This window comes from Salegentibacter sp. (assembly GCF_036568425.1).
Classification (GTDB): Bacteria; Bacteroidota; Bacteroidia; order Flavobacteriales; family Flavobacteriaceae; genus Salegentibacter.
The window spans coordinates 1-16100 of the sequence record NZ_DATCSO010000042.1 but is presented as its reverse complement, the minus strand read 5'-3'; the positions used below and the strand labels follow the sequence as shown (position 1 = coordinate 16100).

At 38.4% G+C, this 16100-nt stretch carries 13 protein-coding genes; 3 read left to right on the top strand and 10 right to left on the bottom strand.

Features of this window, described 5'->3' with window-relative positions:
* On the bottom strand, positions 1-1532 hold a 1532-nt coding region (locus tag VIM94_RS04635), incomplete at its 3' end, for a SusC/RagA family TonB-linked outer membrane protein (protein WP_332038119.1).
* A gap of 203 nt (positions 1533-1735) precedes the next feature.
* Positions 1736-4477: a helix-turn-helix and ligand-binding sensor domain-containing protein gene (locus VIM94_RS04630; protein WP_332038118.1), complete on the bottom strand. Its 2742-nt coding sequence runs from the start codon at positions 4475-4477 to the stop codon at positions 1736-1738.
* Positions 4478-4590: 113 nt separating this feature from the next.
* On the opposite strand from VIM94_RS04630, the gene VIM94_RS04625 reads away from it, so the two are divergent.
* From VIM94_RS04625 to VIM94_RS04615, 3 genes are all read left to right on the top strand, one after another.
* Positions 4591-6279, top strand: a complete 1689-nt coding sequence (locus VIM94_RS04625) for a sulfatase (protein WP_332038117.1) — start codon at positions 4591-4593, stop codon at positions 6277-6279.
* 194 nt (positions 6280-6473) lie between these two features.
* A complete protein-coding gene (locus tag VIM94_RS04620) occupies positions 6474-6674 on the top strand; it encodes a hypothetical protein (RefSeq protein ID WP_332038116.1) in 201 nt (66 codons plus the stop codon).
* 78 nt (positions 6675-6752) lie between these two features.
* A complete protein-coding gene (locus VIM94_RS04615) occupies positions 6753-6992 on the top strand; it encodes a hypothetical protein (protein WP_332038115.1) in 240 nt (79 codons plus the stop codon).
* Between the two features lie 75 nt (positions 6993-7067).
* Here VIM94_RS04615 and VIM94_RS04610 read toward each other — a convergent pair whose 3' ends face one another.
* The 8 genes from VIM94_RS04610 to VIM94_RS04575 all read right to left on the bottom strand — a co-directional run.
* Positions 7068-8045 carry a polyprenyl synthetase family protein gene (locus tag VIM94_RS04610; RefSeq protein ID WP_332038114.1) on the bottom strand — a complete coding sequence of 326 codons (978 nt, stop codon included), beginning with the start codon at positions 8043-8045 and terminating at the stop codon, positions 7068-7070.
* Between the two features lie 57 nt (positions 8046-8102).
* Complete coding sequence (rlmN, locus tag VIM94_RS04605; RefSeq protein WP_332038113.1) at positions 8103-9146, bottom strand: 23S rRNA (adenine(2503)-C(2))-methyltransferase RlmN; 1044 nt, start codon at positions 9144-9146, stop codon at positions 8103-8105.
* Between the two features lie 121 nt (positions 9147-9267).
* Complete coding sequence (queA, locus tag VIM94_RS04600; RefSeq protein ID WP_332038112.1) at positions 9268-10317, bottom strand: tRNA preQ1(34) S-adenosylmethionine ribosyltransferase-isomerase QueA; 1050 nt, start codon at positions 10315-10317, stop codon at positions 9268-9270.
* Between the two features lie 90 nt (positions 10318-10407).
* The gene (aroA, locus tag VIM94_RS04595) at positions 10408-11631 is read right to left on the bottom strand and encodes a 3-phosphoshikimate 1-carboxyvinyltransferase (RefSeq protein WP_332038111.1); all 1224 of its coding nucleotides are present in this window, start codon (positions 11629-11631) and stop codon (positions 10408-10410) included.
* A 13-nt stretch (positions 11632-11644) separates the two neighbouring features.
* On the bottom strand, positions 11645-11911 hold the full coding sequence (locus VIM94_RS04590; protein WP_332038110.1) for a hypothetical protein: 267 nt from the start codon (positions 11909-11911) through the stop codon (positions 11645-11647).
* On the bottom strand, positions 11911-12237 hold the full coding sequence (locus VIM94_RS04585) for a nucleotide pyrophosphohydrolase (protein ID WP_332038109.1): 327 nt from the start codon (positions 12235-12237) through the stop codon (positions 11911-11913). The genes VIM94_RS04590 and VIM94_RS04585 overlap by 1 nt, the downstream gene beginning before the upstream one ends.
* Positions 12238-12240: 3 nt before the next feature.
* On the bottom strand, positions 12241-14247 hold the full coding sequence (locus VIM94_RS04580) for a DUF3857 domain-containing protein (RefSeq protein WP_332038108.1): 2007 nt from the start codon (positions 14245-14247) through the stop codon (positions 12241-12243).
* Between the two features lie 10 nt (positions 14248-14257).
* Positions 14258-16100, bottom strand: a 1843-nt coding sequence (locus tag VIM94_RS04575; RefSeq protein WP_332038107.1) for a DUF3857 domain-containing protein, incomplete at its 5' end; no start/stop codon positions are given.

Sequence of the window (16100 nt, the reverse complement as noted above, 5' to 3'; positions counted from 1 at the left end):
AGGTCGTGATCTCCAAAGTTGTCATTATAGGTAAGCACATTATCCCAATACTGATTGGAAAAGTTATTATTTTCTCTTTTAATACTGGACCTTCTTTCAAAATTATTTCCTAAGGTATACGGTAAGTCCACTTCCCTGTTTTCTAAACTGGAATAATCGTGGCTGTAAGTTGTTTTAAAATCTAGTTTATCTTCTATAAGCTCATATTGAAGAAACATGGTAGTTAGTAACTTTCTTATTTTAAGCCTGTTCTGGTTATATGCGAGATCCTGGAAAGGGTTCTGTGTACTTCTATAACCCAGAAGTTGGGCATTGGAATATCGTATAGGCTCAGCCTCAGTGTTGAGTTCATCGATAACCGGCATCACTGGTACAGCAAAATAAGCTCTAAACCATGCACCGTTTTCAGGAGCGTATTTTGTGGCATTACTGAATATGGTATTAACACCTGCTTTAAACCGATCACTAATATCTACATCAACTTTAGACCGAATGTTGAAGCGTTCGTAATCATTCTTCATATCAAGAATACCTTCCTGGCCAGTATAGTTGGCACCAACGGCATAAGCCACCTTCTCACCACCACCGGAAGCCGAAATACTATGATTTTGAATCAAGCCTTCACGAAGAATTTCCTTATACCAGTCGGTATTAACAGCTGGTACATTAGGATTTATTCTACTTCGTCCATATCGTTGAATGGCATTCTGAATAAAATTAACATCTGCCTGGGAACCGGATTCCAAAGCCATGGTGTAAAATTGCTCGGTGTTGGCAAGCTTAACCACATTCTGAGCTCTTTGAATTCCGGTATAACCATCATATTCAAATTGAACTTTTTGGTTCTTTCTACCAGATTTGGTTTCGATGATCACTACCCCATTGGCAGCTCTTACCCCATAAATAGCAGATGATGAAGCATCTTTCAAAATATTCACCGATTTAATATCCTTTGTATTCAAAAAGTCAATATTATCATACAAAGCGCCATCTACTACATATAAAACGTTAGTGGCATCTCCGAAGGTACCAACTCCTCTAATTCGAACCGTAGGAGAATCTCCCGGGGATCCCGAGTTAACAATTTGTACCCCAGACACTTTACCTTGTAAAGACTGCATTACATTGGAAGTAGGTGTTTTTTCAATTTCTTCCGCATCAATATTAGCAATGGACCCGGTAAGATCTCGTTTTTTCTGACTTCCGTAACCTACAATGAGAACCTCTTCCAGTTGCCCGGCATCTTCCTCCAGAGTAATATTATATTGATCTTGTGAGGAGATTGTGATTTCCTGAGGTTTAAAGCCCAAAAACGTAACCCTAAACACATCACCCTCTTCCACATCTTCCAATGTGAAATTACCATCGAAGTCTGTTATAGAAAAAATATTCTTACCAATAACTTTAACTTCAGCCCCCGGAAGAGGCATTTCATTAGGGTCTACAATAACCCCACTAATCGTTTTAGTATCCTGCCCATACCCTGTAAGAGTAAAAAAAGACACCAAAAGAGTAAATAATTTTAATTTCATACGGTAGATTTTTTAAACTAATTTCACAGAAAGATACGCTCTTAGCTCATTTTCACGCAAACGTTATAGTACACAACAACTACATCACAAAAATTAAGACTCTAATATACTGGTTTTTAAAGTTTTAAATAAAATGTGAAGTAAAATTTTAAAAAATTTTTAAGTACTTGATGTAGTAATGATGTAGTGGTTTAGCTTAGCTCCTAGAAGTTTTTGATAAGGAAATTTGTTAAATTTTCCTTCTTATCCAGGTCCATTTTTTTACGTAATCTATACCGGTGCACTTCAACTCCTCTAATAGAAATACCCATTAATGGGGCTATTTCTTTTGAAGTTAAGTTCATTTTTAGGTAAGAACATAATTTGAGGTCCTTATTGGTGAGTTGGGGATAGGTTTCTAAAAGATCTTTAAAAAAGTCTTCGTGAACCTCATTAAAATTAGTTTCAAACACCTGCCATTCATCTTTATTCTTGATAGCCCGGTTAATTTTATTCATGATGTGTTTCAATCTAAACTGATTGGAGAATTTACTCTTGTCTTTATTCAATTCGCCCTGTATTTCCATTAAGACTTCATTTTTCTTAGCAGCCACCATCGTAGTGTTAGCCAACTCCTTCCTTTTCAGAGTAATCTCATTCATAAGCCTTTCCTTCTCCAGCTGGTTTAAACGCTCTTTATGCTCTTTTTCAAATTTTTGTTCAAGCAATAACTGTTGTTTTCTAAGTTTCAGCTGATTAAACCAATAAATCAGACCTATAAGCGCAAGAAATAAAAGAATATAAATGAATTTCATTAACCCAGAGAGATACCAGGGAGGATTCACACGAAAGGAAAAGGAAGTACGAATAGGAGTTCCTTTTTGCTGACTTTCAGCTAAAAGGTTTAATACATAATCGCCATGTCTTAGATTTTGAAAGTTCAAATACCCTTCTTCCACATTTCCCCGCAAGGTATCCTCCCCTATTAATTCATAATTCATTGAAGATACATCGCTTACAGGTAAGGCAGCTTGCACCAGAATTTCTCTGGCTTTGTTGTAAGGCACTTCCGGCATACTCGAAAGATCATAACGCTGCTCGACATCAGAAAAACCGCGAATTATAGGTTTACTGAGCTTTTCGTTTTTCCTGCTACTTTTTAATTCACCGAGATTAATTTTTGCAAAACCATCATTTAATGCCACATAATAAATAGAATCATTGGTCTTTATGAGTCTTTCATATTTCTTAACAAGTCTCTCTCGCAGCTTTGGAAAAGCTACTCTAATTTCAGTCTCCCTTAAATCGGTAAAGATCAAGGAGTTTTCCCGGATGTTGGTAAACCAATAACCCAGGTCATCATAATAAAGCAGCTTATGTTCATTATAAGGCGCCAATTCTTTAAAGACCTCCAGGCTATCGGAAAATCGATTATATCTATACCACTTTCCACTATTAAAAACAGCAAGTTGATCTTTAATGCGATAGATTTCGGAATTGTAGTGCCCGTTTCCATCAATATCTCTAAGTTTCTTAACAGAAAGAGCGCTTGTCAAATCAGGCTTTAACTCAATTTTGTAGATACCTTCGTAAGGATGGGCTGCTATAAATTTTGCCGGGCTATGAAAAAAGAGTTCGCGGATTGGAAAATTGACCCCAGCTACCGTTTGAGTTGATCCGATTCCACCAACGAGAGTTAAACCTGTATAGGTAGCAATAAGTTTTTTATTTTCTGTTTGTGGCACCTTGAGGATACGAAAACTTCCCGTGCGTTCTTCCACCGGCAAAAATTTATTTCCATCTATTTTAAAGGTTCCTGTATTATGATTTGCAAAAAGCTCATTATTCAATATTTCAAGATTCCAGGTATGTCCTTCGGAACCCTCAATGAGCTCCTGCCGGTTATCCATAAAACGATAAACCCCGGTATTACTTCCTAGATATAAATTCTCATTGAAAAAAGTCAGATCATATACCGCTCCAAGTTCGCCAGTATAATCTGTATAATACTCTACCGGTGAATGTAGTTTAACCATATCCACCCCGTTATCAAGACTTAACCAGATATTTCCATTTTTTTCTACCATTCGCAAAACAGTATTGTTCTGCAACCCATTATGCCTGTTGTAAATACGGTATTTCCCTCCAGTTTTCTTATAATGAATTATCCCGTTTTTCACGGTCCCCAGTACAATCTCATCATCATTGAGAGCCAGGATGTGATTTAGTTCAAAACGTCGCAAATCTGCATTCAACTTTTTATCTTTAAAAAGGCTGCATTTACCGTCTTTAAACTCATAAAGGGCCGCTCTTGTTCCTATTAAAAGCTTATCCCCATCAACCTCAATATCTATAATAGTTTCCCCTTCAAGAATATCCTGATTAGGCAAAGCCTCCATTTCTCCATCATCGTCCAGGTAATAAAGTCCGGAATTAACAACAGCAATTAAGAGCCTATCATTAAAAACAGTCATTTTGTTGGTTACCTCATTTTTCACAAGGCTTATTTCATTATTATCATATTTATAGATAGCCCCAAAAGACCTGAAGTAAATGGCATTTTGGTAAGAGAGAATTTCCCAAAACTCATCACTATGCAGCTGTTCTTTATCAATTAGGTGCGTTAAAGAATTATACTTTAAACTCCCTGTGCTATCCCTGGACCAATACCCAAATTCTTTATAGGAACCTGTATAAATTCTATTACCATGGGTATAAACAGAGCGAACAATAGAACCTGTCTTAAGGGCATGAAGTTTCCAGCGTTGACCATCATAACTCAATAAACCCTGATTATTGGCGATATAAATAATTCCCTGTTCATCAATATCAATATCCCAGTTCTGGCTGGCAGCTTCATAATCCCGTGAAGAATAATTTTGTATAGGTGGTGTGAGTTGTTGCGAAAATCCGGAAACAATCACTAACATCATTATTATCAGGCTATTTAATAACTTTATTTTCATCAATTTAAAACTCTTTGTGCAGTTATTGTTGTAGTCTTAACTTCACCAAAAATACAAGATTTTTGTATTTTTGGTGAAGCCTGAATTCAAAATAATCACCTAAACTTCACCTAATGCTAAAACCATCTTCAATTTTCAAATTCCCAGGAGCTTTTTTCATACTACTAATATTTTTTTCCTGCAAACAGAAGGAGGAACAAGCAAGGGAGAAAAGTCCCGAAAGGCCTAACATAGTTTTTATAATGACCGATGACCATGCGGCCCAGGCAATAAGCGCTTATGAACATCCAATAAGTAAACTAGCGCCTACTCCTAACATTGACCGCATTGCGCAAAACGGCGTTAAATTCAATAATAATTTTTGCACCAATTCAATTTGCGGCCCCAGCAGGGCAGTAATCCTTACAGGAAAGCACAGTCACATAAATGGTTTTAGAATGAACGGCGAAGTATTTGATGGCTCCCAAGCCACTTTACCTAAATATTTAAAAGAAGTTGGCTACCAAACCGCGTTGGTTGGAAAATGGCATCTTCATGGCTTACCAGAAGGATTTGACTATTGGAATATCCTGGTTGACCAGGGAAATTATTATAATCCCGATTTCATAAATGGAAAAGATACTACAAGAATTGAAGGATATGCGACCGATATTATTACCGATATGGGTCTTGACTGGCTAAAGCAAAACTCAGATTCAGAAAAACCTTTTATGTTAATGGTGCAACATAAGGCTCCACATAGAAACTGGATGCCGGCCCAAAGACACCTTAATTTATACGATAGTATAGAGTTTCCTTTGCCGGAAACATATTTTTCAGACCATGAGAATCAGTTGGCAGCTCAGCAGCAGCTCCAAACGATTTATGAAGACATGTATAATGGTCATGATCTTAAATTAAGCGTAGCCAAAGGAAGTGACTCTTTAGCCCATAATCCCTGGACTAACGATTTTGAAAGAATGACCGTCGAGCAACGAAATACCTGGAATAAGGCCTACAGACCCAAAAATGATGCCTTCCACGAAGCCAATCTAAGCGGTAAAGAACTGGCCAAATGGAAAGGTCAGCGGTATTTGCGGGATTATCTGGCTACTGTAGCTTCCGTAGACGAAGGGGTTGGGGAAATATTGGACTATCTCGAGAAAACCGGGCTTGATCAAAATACAATAGTAATCTACACCACAGATCAGGGATTCTATTTAGGAGAAAAAGGGTTTTTCGATAAAAGATTTATGTACGAAGAATCACTTGCCATGCCAATGCTAATGCAGTTCCCTAAAGAGATTAAGGCCGGCACAGAGATCAATGCTCTCACTCAGAACCTCGACTTCGCCCCAACCTTCCTCGATTTTGCCGGAGCTGAAATTCCCGGGGAAATGCAGGGAAAATCCCTAAGACCCCTGGTAAATCAAGCTACCAGAGATGAAGATTTCCGAAATGCAATTTATTATCACTATTACGATTTTCCCGCATTTCATATGGTAAAAAAGCATTATGGAGTTCGAACCGAACGCTATAAACTCATGCATTTTTATGACGATATAGATTTCTGGGAGATGTATGACCTCAAAGAAGACCCGCTGGAGGAAAATAATATTTACAAGCATCCTGATTACGTTGATATCAGAGAGCAAATGCATGCTAAACTTGATAGCCTTCAGGAAAAATATGAGGTAACAGAAGCAGAATTTAAGCAAACCCCTAAGGAACGGGTGAAACAAGCCTATAGAAATTTTTCAAGGTTAGCGGGAGAAGACCCCGACACTTATCCGAAGAAAAAATCTACCAAAACCGAGATTTAGATTATTATATTCTGCAATTATCGCCTTAATAAAAGACCAGAAATTGCACTTATAACAGGTCCTAAAACGCTATTTAAAATATTTGAGTACAAAGAATCCATTGATAAATTAAAAATTAGTTTAAATTTGTGTCTTCAACTAATTAAACATTATCTAAGATGAAAAAATTATTCTTATTATTTGCTGTTGCAACTATGTCCCTTTCGATTTACTCTTGTAGAGAGACTACTGAAGAAAAAACTGAAGACGCTATGGAGTCTGCAGGTGAAGATATGGAAAACGCAGCTGAAGAAGTCGGTGACGAAATGGAAGAAGCCGGAAACGAAATGGAAGCTGAAGCTGAAGAAGCTGAGCAAGAAATGGAAGAAGAAATGAACGAAGACGATAACATGTAATCTCGTCTTTCAAATTATTTTCTAAAGCTGCTTTCTACAATGAAAGCAGCTTTTTTTATTAACCCTTATTTAAAAAAAATGAAAAACTTAATTTTATTTTTAGCAGCCATCCTCGCCCTCTCCTTGAACGCCTGTAGAGAAACCACGCAGGAAAAAACTGAAGAAGCTGTTGAAGCAATTGGCGAAGATATAGAGGATAATGCCGAAAAAGCCGGAGAAAAAATTGAAGAAGGTGCCGAAAAGGTAAAAAAGGAAATCGATGAAGAAATTCACGAAACCGATGATCTTAATAATGAAGAAGCAAATAACCAAGCTTAAGCCTTCCTGGTTAGAAAATTAAAAAACCGCGCAGCTTTAAAATTACGCGGTTTTTTAATTTTCACTTACTCTCAATTATTTCTTTCTTTCAATTACATAATTTACCATTAACTCCAAAGAATCTTTATAAGTTGAATCGGGGTAATCTTCCAGGATATGAAGAGCTTCTCGTTGGAACTCCATCATTTTTTTTTCGGCATAATCAAGCCCTCCCTTCATTACCACAAATTCTATAACCTCCTTTACCCGCTTTTTATCCTTATTATGATTCTTTACCGAATTTATCAGCCAGGATTTTTCTTTTTTGCTTGAATTATTTAGGGCATAGATTAACGGAAGCGTCATCTTTTGTTCTTTGATATCTATTCCGGTAGGTTTTCCAATTTTATCCTCTCCATAATCAAAAAGGTCATCTTTTATCTGAAAAGCCATCCCAATAAGTTCCCCAAAACGTCTCATTTTGGCGATCTCGTTGGATTCAGGTTTTACGGAGGCGGCTCCAAGACTGCAACATGCAGCGATAAGAGTAGCAGTTTTCTGACGGATAATATCATAATAAACCGCCTCGGTAATATCCAGGCGACGTGCTTTTTCAATCTGCAGTAATTCCCCTTCACTCATCTCTCTTACTGCAACAGATATAATCTTCAGCAAATCAAAATCATTATTATCAATAGATAATAACAAACCTTTAGAAAGGAGGTAATCCCCAACTAAAACAGCGATTTTATTCTTCCATAAAGCATTAATACTGAAAAAGCCGCGACGGCGGTTTGAATCATCAACAACGTCATCGTGCACCAGGGTTGCGGTATGGATTAGCTCGATAACTGAAGCTCCCCGATAAGTACGCTCGTTCACACTACCATCTGAAACCATTTTGGCAACCAAAAACACGAACATTGGCCGCATCTGTTTACCTTTCCTGTTAACAATATAATGGGTAATACGATTAAGAAGCGCTACTTGAGAAGACATAGATTCGAAGAACTTTTTCTCAAAGAGTTCCATTTCCTTCTCTACCGGGAGTTTTATTTGGGCAATTACTTTCATTAAGCCACCAAAGATAATTATTTAAAGAGAATTTCAAGTGGTGGCATCCCCTCCAAATTAAGCCGATTTATTTGCCAGTTGTCCACAGGCTGCATCGATGTCTTTTCCGCGGGAGCGACGTACGGTTACGGTAATATGATTTCTTTCCAGGATTTGCTGATACATATCGGTGGCCTTGGAAGAAGCTTGCTGAAAACTCCCGTCATCAATAGGGTTGTATTCAATAAGATTCACTTTACAGGGGACATATTTGCAGAATTTCACCAGGGCCTCTGCATCTTTACGGGTATCATTAATATCCTTCCAAACAATATATTCGTAGGTTATTCGGCTTTTAGTTTTTGAATACCAATACTCCAGGGCTTCCCTTAGATCCTTTAGAGGGAAGGTTTCATTAAAGGGCATTATCTTCGTTCGAACTTCGTCTACAGCCGAATGAAGAGAAACAGCAAGTTTGATCTTCGCTTCATCATCGGCCAGCTTTTTGATCATCTTCGGCACTCCTGAAGTTGAAATAGTGATGCGCTTAGGCGACATGCCCAGACCCTCAGGAGAAGTTATTTTCTCAACCGCCTTCATCACATTATTATAATTCATGAGCGGTTCCCCCATACCCATAAACACGATATTACTAAGGGGGTGATCAAAATATAGCCTGCTTTCGTTATCGATAGCAACCACCTGATCGTAGATCTCATCAGGATTCAGGTTTCGCATCCTTTTTAATTTAGCAGTGGCACAAAACTGACAATCCAGGCTACATCCAACCTGGGAAGATACACAGGCTGTAGTTCGGGTAGCAGTAGGAATCAAAACCGATTCAACGGTTAATTGGTCATGGAGTTTTACCGCATTTTTTATCGTTCCATCGCTGCTGCGTTGCATCCGGTCTACCCGAATATGATTGATTACAAAGTTTTCGTTCAGCATTTCACGGGTCTCTTTGGAAATGTTGGTCATCGCATCAAAGCTGTGTGCTCCCTTATTCCAAAGCCATTCATACACCTGACTTCCGCGGAAGGATTTATCGCCTTCTGCTACAAAAAAGTCTTGCAATTGCTTTTTGGTAAGTGCCCGTATGTCTTTCTTCTTATTTTTCACGCTGCAAAAGTATGAAGAATTAAAGGATTTTATTACTATTTGAAAATTAAGTGTTTAGCCTTCAAAAATAAAAAAAGCCACAAACTTCATATTTGTGGCTTTTCTATTATTCTTTACAATCTTAGATTATCAACATGGCATCTCCATAAGTATAGAAACGGTATTTCTCCTTCACGGCTTCTTCATAAGCTTTTTTCATAAAATCGTGCCCGGCAAATGCTGAAACCATCATAAGCAAGGTTGATTTTGGAGTATGGAAATTAGTCACCATACAATTAGCGATACTGAAATCATAAGGAGGAAAAATAAATTTGTTAGTCCAACCTCCAAATTCATTTAAAGTTTGGTTTGACGAAACCGCACTTTCCAGAACACGCATAACAGTAGTACCTACAGCACAAACTTTACGATTTTCCAGCTTGGCTTTATTGATAGTATCGGTGGCTTTTTTGGTAATAAAAGCTTCTTCACTATCCATTTTATGTTTGCTAAGATCCTCAACCTCAACAGGGCTAAAAGTCCCCAAACCTACGTGAAGAGTAACTTCAGCAAAGTCAATACCTTTTATTTCCAAACGTTTCAAAAGATGTTTGGAAAAGTGTAATCCTGCAGTAGGAGCTGCAACAGCACCTTCTTCTTTAGCATAAATTGTTTGATAGCGTTCCTGATCTTCAGGCTGAACCTCCCTTTTTATGTATTTAGGTAGCGGAGTTTCTCCAAGTTCCTGAAGTTTTTTTCTGAAATCTTCGTAAGAACCGTCGTATAAAAACCTAAGGGTTCTACCTCGGGAAGTTGTGTTATCAATAACCTCGGCTACAAGACTCTCATCTTCTCCGAAATAAAGCTTATTTCCTATTCTTATTTTTCTTGCTGGATCTACCAACACATCCCAAAGTTTGGTTTCAGGATTTAGTTCTCTTAGTAAAAAAACTTCAATTCTTGCACCGGTTTTTTCCTTATTTCCATAGAGACGGGCCGGAAAAACCTTGGTGTTATTAAGCACCATAACATCTTCAGGTTCAAAATAATCCAGGATATCTTTAAATTGTTTGTGCTCAATTGTTTGTTCTTTCCTGTTAAGAACCATTAGTCTTGCTTCGTCCCTGTTCTCAGCAGGATACTCCGCCAATAGTTCCGGTGGAAGTTCAAAATTGAAGTGTGATAGTTTCATTCCCATAAGTCTGCTTTTAAAAGCTGCAAATATACAACCTCAAAACAGGCGTTGTCAAGTAAATAAGGGTTTATTTATCTTTGGCGGTGTTTAGCCCTTGTCTATGTTAAATCCCAGCTTTTCGAGATCCTTCCAGAAATCGGGATAAGACTTGGAAACCACCATGGCATCTTCAATTTCAAGCGGCACTTTAAGACCAAAGGGAGCGAAGGCCATCGCCATCCGGTGATCATTATAGGTGGCGACGGATACATTTTCTTTGAACTCTTCCTGCGGAATTAACTCCAGGCTATCATCTGAGATCTTTACACTGCTCCCAAATTTCATGATTTCAGCTTTTAAGGCGGCAAGCCGATCGGTTTCCTTTATTTTAAGGGTATGCAAACCCTTTAAGGTACAGGGCACACCAAGAGCAAGGCATGTCACGGCAATGGTCTGAGCGATATCGGGCGAGTCTATGAGGTTTTCTGAAAGATGCCTGGGTTTCTTCCGGGAAGTTTTTTTAAGAACAATCGCATCATCTTCGTAATGGGTTTCTACACCAAACTGCCGGTAAATTTCAGAAATACAACAATCACCTTGAAGACTTTTTTCGCGAAAAATTGCCAACCTTAAATTTGCAGTATCACTAATCGCCGCCAGGCTGTAGAAATAAGAAGCCGAACTCCAGTCTGATTCTACCGCGATAGTTTTGCTTTCCAGTTTTTTAACAGGTTCTATGATCACCTTGTTCCCGGCAAACTCTCCCTCTAATCCCGCATTTTTCATCATTTGAAGGGTCATATTGATATAAGGTGCCGAGGTCACCTGCCCAACAAGATCTAATTGTAACCCATTAGGCAAAGAAGGCGCAATAAGCATCAAAGCCGAGATATACTGGCTGCTGATATTGGCCTGTACCTTAACTTTATTTTCGGTAAGCGTTTTTCCTTTAATTCTCAAGGGCGGATAACCTTCTTTCTTTTCATAAGCTATATCGGCTCCCAGTGATTTTAGGGCATCTACCAATAGTTTTACAGGACGTTCCTGCATACGTGGACTACCGGTCAACACTACCTCCCTGCCCTTTCTGGTGGCAAAATATGCCGTGAGAAAACGCATCGCGGTACCGGCATGATGAATATCAACTAGCTCTTCATCGCTGTCCAAAGCTTTTTTTAGATATTGAGTATCGTCACTATTGGAGAGATTCTCAACTTTAAGAGTAGGATATAAGGCCTGGAGAATAAGTAAACGGTTGGATTCACTTTTTGAACCGGTTATTTTCAGGTCTCCCGAAAGCTGCTTTTTGTCGTTAAAAAGTTTGATCTTCATCTCCTTCTGATTTTTACGTATTCCGGGAATTTTCTTTTTCCTTCATCTTAAACTGTCCAAAAGCGATGATAAATCCATAGGCCAGGGCAGCAAAAAATTGCCCGAGTATAAACCGAAGTAGTTTTCCCTCTTCGGTGCGCTCCTTGAAAAAAGTGGTGATTTCAAACCCACCATATTCAAACAACATACTTACAAAATTATAAATTAGAAGAAAGGAAACTCCTAACAGAATTACCGATTTCCAGAAACTTTTTTGGGACACTATACTTTTAAAACCCATTAGTGAAGCTTTTCGTTATTCTTATGTCGGTCTTTATCCCTTTTGGTCTTAATGTCCAGCTTTTTATCGAAGGCTTCCTGCAAATCAACTCCGGTTTGATTGGCAAGACACAACACCACAAACATCACATCTGCCAGTTCTTCTCCCAGGTCTTTATCCTTATCGCTTTCCTTCTCGCTTTGTTCTCCATAACGGCGGGCAATTATTCGGGCTACCTCCCCCACTTCTTCGGTAAGCTGTGCCATATTAGTGAGCTCATTAAAATAACGAACTCCATGTTCTTTAATCCAATCGTCTACCGCCTTTTGAGCGTTTTCTAAATTCATTTCTTATACTTTAGTAAGCACAATGGCTTCAGTTTGTTTCTCTACCACCTGTGCGAAAAATTCTTTCAAAATTTCATAGTCGGCCGAAGTATACACAATATTATTCAGATCCACTATGGTTTCTATTCTTAAAAAATTACCTGAAAGAGTTGTTTTAAAGATAAATTGTCCTGCTTCCTCGCCTAAAACAGTTTCAAAATTTTCCGGAATAGAGGTTATTTCATACCCATCGGGAATCATTAGCGTAACGGTATTCTTCTCCAGACTAGGAAAATCGAAGATCACCGGATGGGTTCTTTCATCTTCTTTAAAAGGATTTTCAGTCATTCCAGCGAAGATTAAAGGCTTTAAATATATATTATCATCAATAACCTCTAACCCGTTCTTAAGGCTAAACTCATAAGTTTGCCGTAGTTTATCACCTTTATCTTCCCGGTTATGAATCTGTAGATTCGAAATTACGATATTACCTTTATCTTTTTCTAATATTTTTACATATTCATCGGGATTGGTCTTAGCATGTTTATCCCGGAAAACTTTTGCGTGTAAACCGTAATAAGAGTTCAAAACTCGTCCGTAAATACTGAAATCCTCCTGCACCTGCAGGTCTAAACGATTGGTATTAACAGATTTGATTTGTGGTAAAAGAGGTAACCAGCCCGAAGTACCATCTTCCCTTATTAGTCTACCCTGCCAGTTCCTGGCTCTCTTAGGCAATTCGCCTACTCCCGCATTTAAATCGGTTGCATCCAGCAACACTACCCCATTAGGCAATTCCAGCCCGGCAATTACATAGTTAAAACCTTCCTGAGTAGGATATAAAGGAATACCGTGAGAGCGGGTGCTCACCAAAACCGGATTAGTTTTAAAACCGGCATACCTAAGCATACTGATTAACATAAGGTTAATATCCCCTGTATTGCCTAGTCCCTCCTTATAAGCCTTGCGTGTTCCCGTTTCGGCACGAAAGCCAACATAGTCATTCCACTTAATATTATCACGTACAAAGTTGTAAATAAGATCAACTTTGTCTTCCTGTTTTTTCCCATTGAGAAGCTTATCAAGATCCTCTTTATAATAATTATGGATTGCTATTTCCTTTTTAAGACCAGAGTCATTAAAAATACTCTTAGCCACCCCATCCCAGGTTTTGGAATAATTCTCTATTGGGGAATTCGGATACTTGGTATATTGAAGTTCTAACCTTAAATATGCAGCATAATTTTTAAGGTAATCTATATAATTTTCGTTTTTTAAAGGAGGAATTTCATTTTGATCAAGACTGTAGTGATTCAATAAATACTCTACTTTCTTTCTTTCAAATTTGGTTTTCCCTATTCCTACATTTCTTTTTGATTGGGTATAGTTATAAGTAAAATTATCCAGATTTTGTTCTATCGGAAAAATTAGAGCAGACCTTGGATTATAATGAACCTTAAAACCAAAAAATTCAGGAATCTTCAGGCTCACTTCCAATTTATCGATTGGAATAACTTCCTGAAGCGTCACTTCATCTATAGAAGTAACAAAGGGTGACCGTATTGTATACTCCCATTCTATCACACTACCTTCCGTGACTGCTGGCATAGTGAATTTGGTAGTTAAACGATATCTGGAAGTTTCCTCTTCAAAAACATCTTTATTCCTTAATTTTTCTTCCTGCAATTTCCCGTCCACCAGGTTATAGGTGTAAGCTTTTACAGAAGTCACCTTCTCTACCTCAGAAGAATTTTTGTAAACTCTTATTTCTTTATTAGCCCAATCGAAGCCCTCTTTATTATAAATTTTAATGCGCTCGTGCACACGGGTAACTAGGCTTAATCCTGTTTGCTTATGGAGGTCATAATACACTTCCTGCTTCTTATAAAGCACGGCTGCATTGGCTTCCTTATACTTAGGGTGTTCGGTTTGGGCAACCTCCTCTTCTGAGACCTTTCCGAATTTATAATTCTGAGCATGTATGGATAAGCTCAGCAATAGGAGTAACGTAATTAGAGCTGAATTTTTCATAGATCTGGTTTTAGCCTAAGGTGATTATTACGGCTTTTTGATTATTATAGGATTTAATCTGATTTAAGAATTTATAGTAAGCTTCATACTTTTCAGGTTCCCAAAGTCCCTGGTTAATAATTAGCTTTCTTTCCACTTCCAGGGCTGGGCGGCCTTCGGCTTCAATTAAACTGGTTTTAATGAATAAACTCCCAAATTCATTTTCAAGTTCGACTTTCTCGGGAATAGATTCAATTTCAAATCCCTGCGGAAAATAATACCTGTAAGTATCGGCATAGCTTTCGCCCCGCGCAATTTCAATGGGAGTTTTCCGGGTTTCGTCCCGCGGAAGCTTATAAATCGAAGGGCGTAAGAAATTCACCGGCAGCAGCAATCTATTCCCTGCTTTTCTGGAAAAATTCTTTCCCTTGATCTCTAATTTTTCATAAAATTTCACTGAATCCCTATCGTTGTTAAAGGAAAGACTTTTTATCTCAAAATCGCCCAGATATCCCCATTGCTCCTTATAATATTCTTTTTGACTCTTTTCCTTAATAGTTTGGATCCGGTAAATTTTGTCATATGCAATACCGCTTTTGCGCCGGGTGATATCAGCGGAAAAACTCTTTTCATTTAAGCGGATCTCTGCTTCAGTTTGTGTAAGATTTCGGTTAGCTTCATAGACAGGGGTTTTCACCAGTTCACCACCTTCGGGTGTAAGCTTCAGCACATATCGGTCGTCTGTAAAACTACCCAGAAAATCGAACGGAATATCCTGGCTTGTACATTCCAACCAAATATCCTGATCCTCCTGAGGTATGTTAAGGATTACGTGATTACCCTGCATAGAGGGAAATTCCGGATCCAAATTTTTTCGGTCTCCGCCATAAACAACGGTATAATAAGAAGTGATATTCTGGCTTTCCAGTAAAACCCGGGTGTAATTGGTTAAGGCTTTACAATCACCATAACCCAATTCATCAACTTTTGCTGCAGGCATAGGAATCCAGCCTCCAACACCCAGTTGAACACTTATGTAGCGAGTATTATTCTGCACATATTGATAGATGATCTTCGCTTTTTCCCTGTCACTTTTAGCATTGGCCGTAAGCTTTTCGATCTCTTGTATTGTTTCCTGCGGAAGCTGAGCTTCATGTTCCAGCAATTGCTCATACTGCCATTTTCCGAAATCCTTCCAGGTATTACCCGAGCCCGTTACTCCCACAAGAGAAAACTCATCCAGAGCCACCAGTAATCGTGGTTGGATTTCGCTTTTGTCGGGACTATATTTTTCTGGAGTGAATGCAGCTACATTGCTAATACTATAATCCAACCCGGTCGCCGTTACCTCCCGAACAACTTCAAAACCCTCCATATTTCTTTCTTCAAATCTAAATGGTACGGCCTGGGGATTTTTCAAGATATACCTCGCCTTTTCGATACTTAAATTATAAGTATCTAATGGAATCCAGGAGGTTCGAAAAACTGTGGAGTTAGTCTCGTATTCTTCCTCAAAGACTACAGTATAAGGATAGCCGGTAGGAGTATAATTCAAATAACTTATACGAGAATCCCCATACATTTCACTACTACTAAGGTAGCTTCGATCTTCAAAATGCCGTTTTTTAAATTTTTCAATCTCCTCTCCCGAGGAGTTATATACCCGGGCCTGCTGATTAAGGATCTTTATATTATCTTTATGGAAGGTATAAGCCTGAACGTGATGATCACCATTTTCATTCAATACGGTAACCATACGCCGGTTCTTCACCTGCATTTTATCTATAGAAAGAATACTGATTTCCGTGATTTCTTCCCGCAAAATAGCATTAGCATTCGCCAGAAGTTCAACTTTAAAGGTGTTTTCAGGGATA

Coding starts and splice junctions, on each gene's coding strand:
- VIM94_RS04630 (WP_332038118.1), bottom strand. CDS start 4,477: ATGAAAATAAAGTTATTAAATAGCCTGATAATAATGATGTTAGTGATT.
- VIM94_RS04625 (WP_332038117.1), top strand. CDS start 4,591: ATGCTAAAACCATCTTCAATTTTCAAATTCCCAGGAGCTTTTTTCATA.
- VIM94_RS04620 (WP_332038116.1), top strand. CDS start 6,474: ATGTCCCTTTCGATTTACTCTTGTAGAGAGACTACTGAAGAAAAAACT.
- VIM94_RS04615 (WP_332038115.1), top strand. CDS start 6,753: ATGAAAAACTTAATTTTATTTTTAGCAGCCATCCTCGCCCTCTCCTTG.
- VIM94_RS04610 (WP_332038114.1), bottom strand. CDS start 8,045: ATGAAAGTAATTGCCCAAATAAAACTCCCGGTAGAGAAGGAAATGGAA.
- queA (WP_332038112.1), bottom strand. CDS start 10,317: ATGAAACTATCACACTTCAATTTTGAACTTCCACCGGAACTATTGGCG.
- aroA (WP_332038111.1), bottom strand. CDS start 11,631: ATGAAGATCAAACTTTTTAACGACAAAAAGCAGCTTTCGGGAGACCTG.
- VIM94_RS04590 (WP_332038110.1), bottom strand. CDS start 11,911: ATGGGTTTTAAAAGTATAGTGTCCCAAAAAAGTTTCTGGAAATCGGTA.
- VIM94_RS04585 (WP_332038109.1), bottom strand. CDS start 12,237: ATGAATTTAGAAAACGCTCAAAAGGCGGTAGACGATTGGATTAAAGAA.
- VIM94_RS04580 (WP_332038108.1), bottom strand. CDS start 14,247: ATGAAAAATTCAGCTCTAATTACGTTACTCCTATTGCTGAGCTTATCC.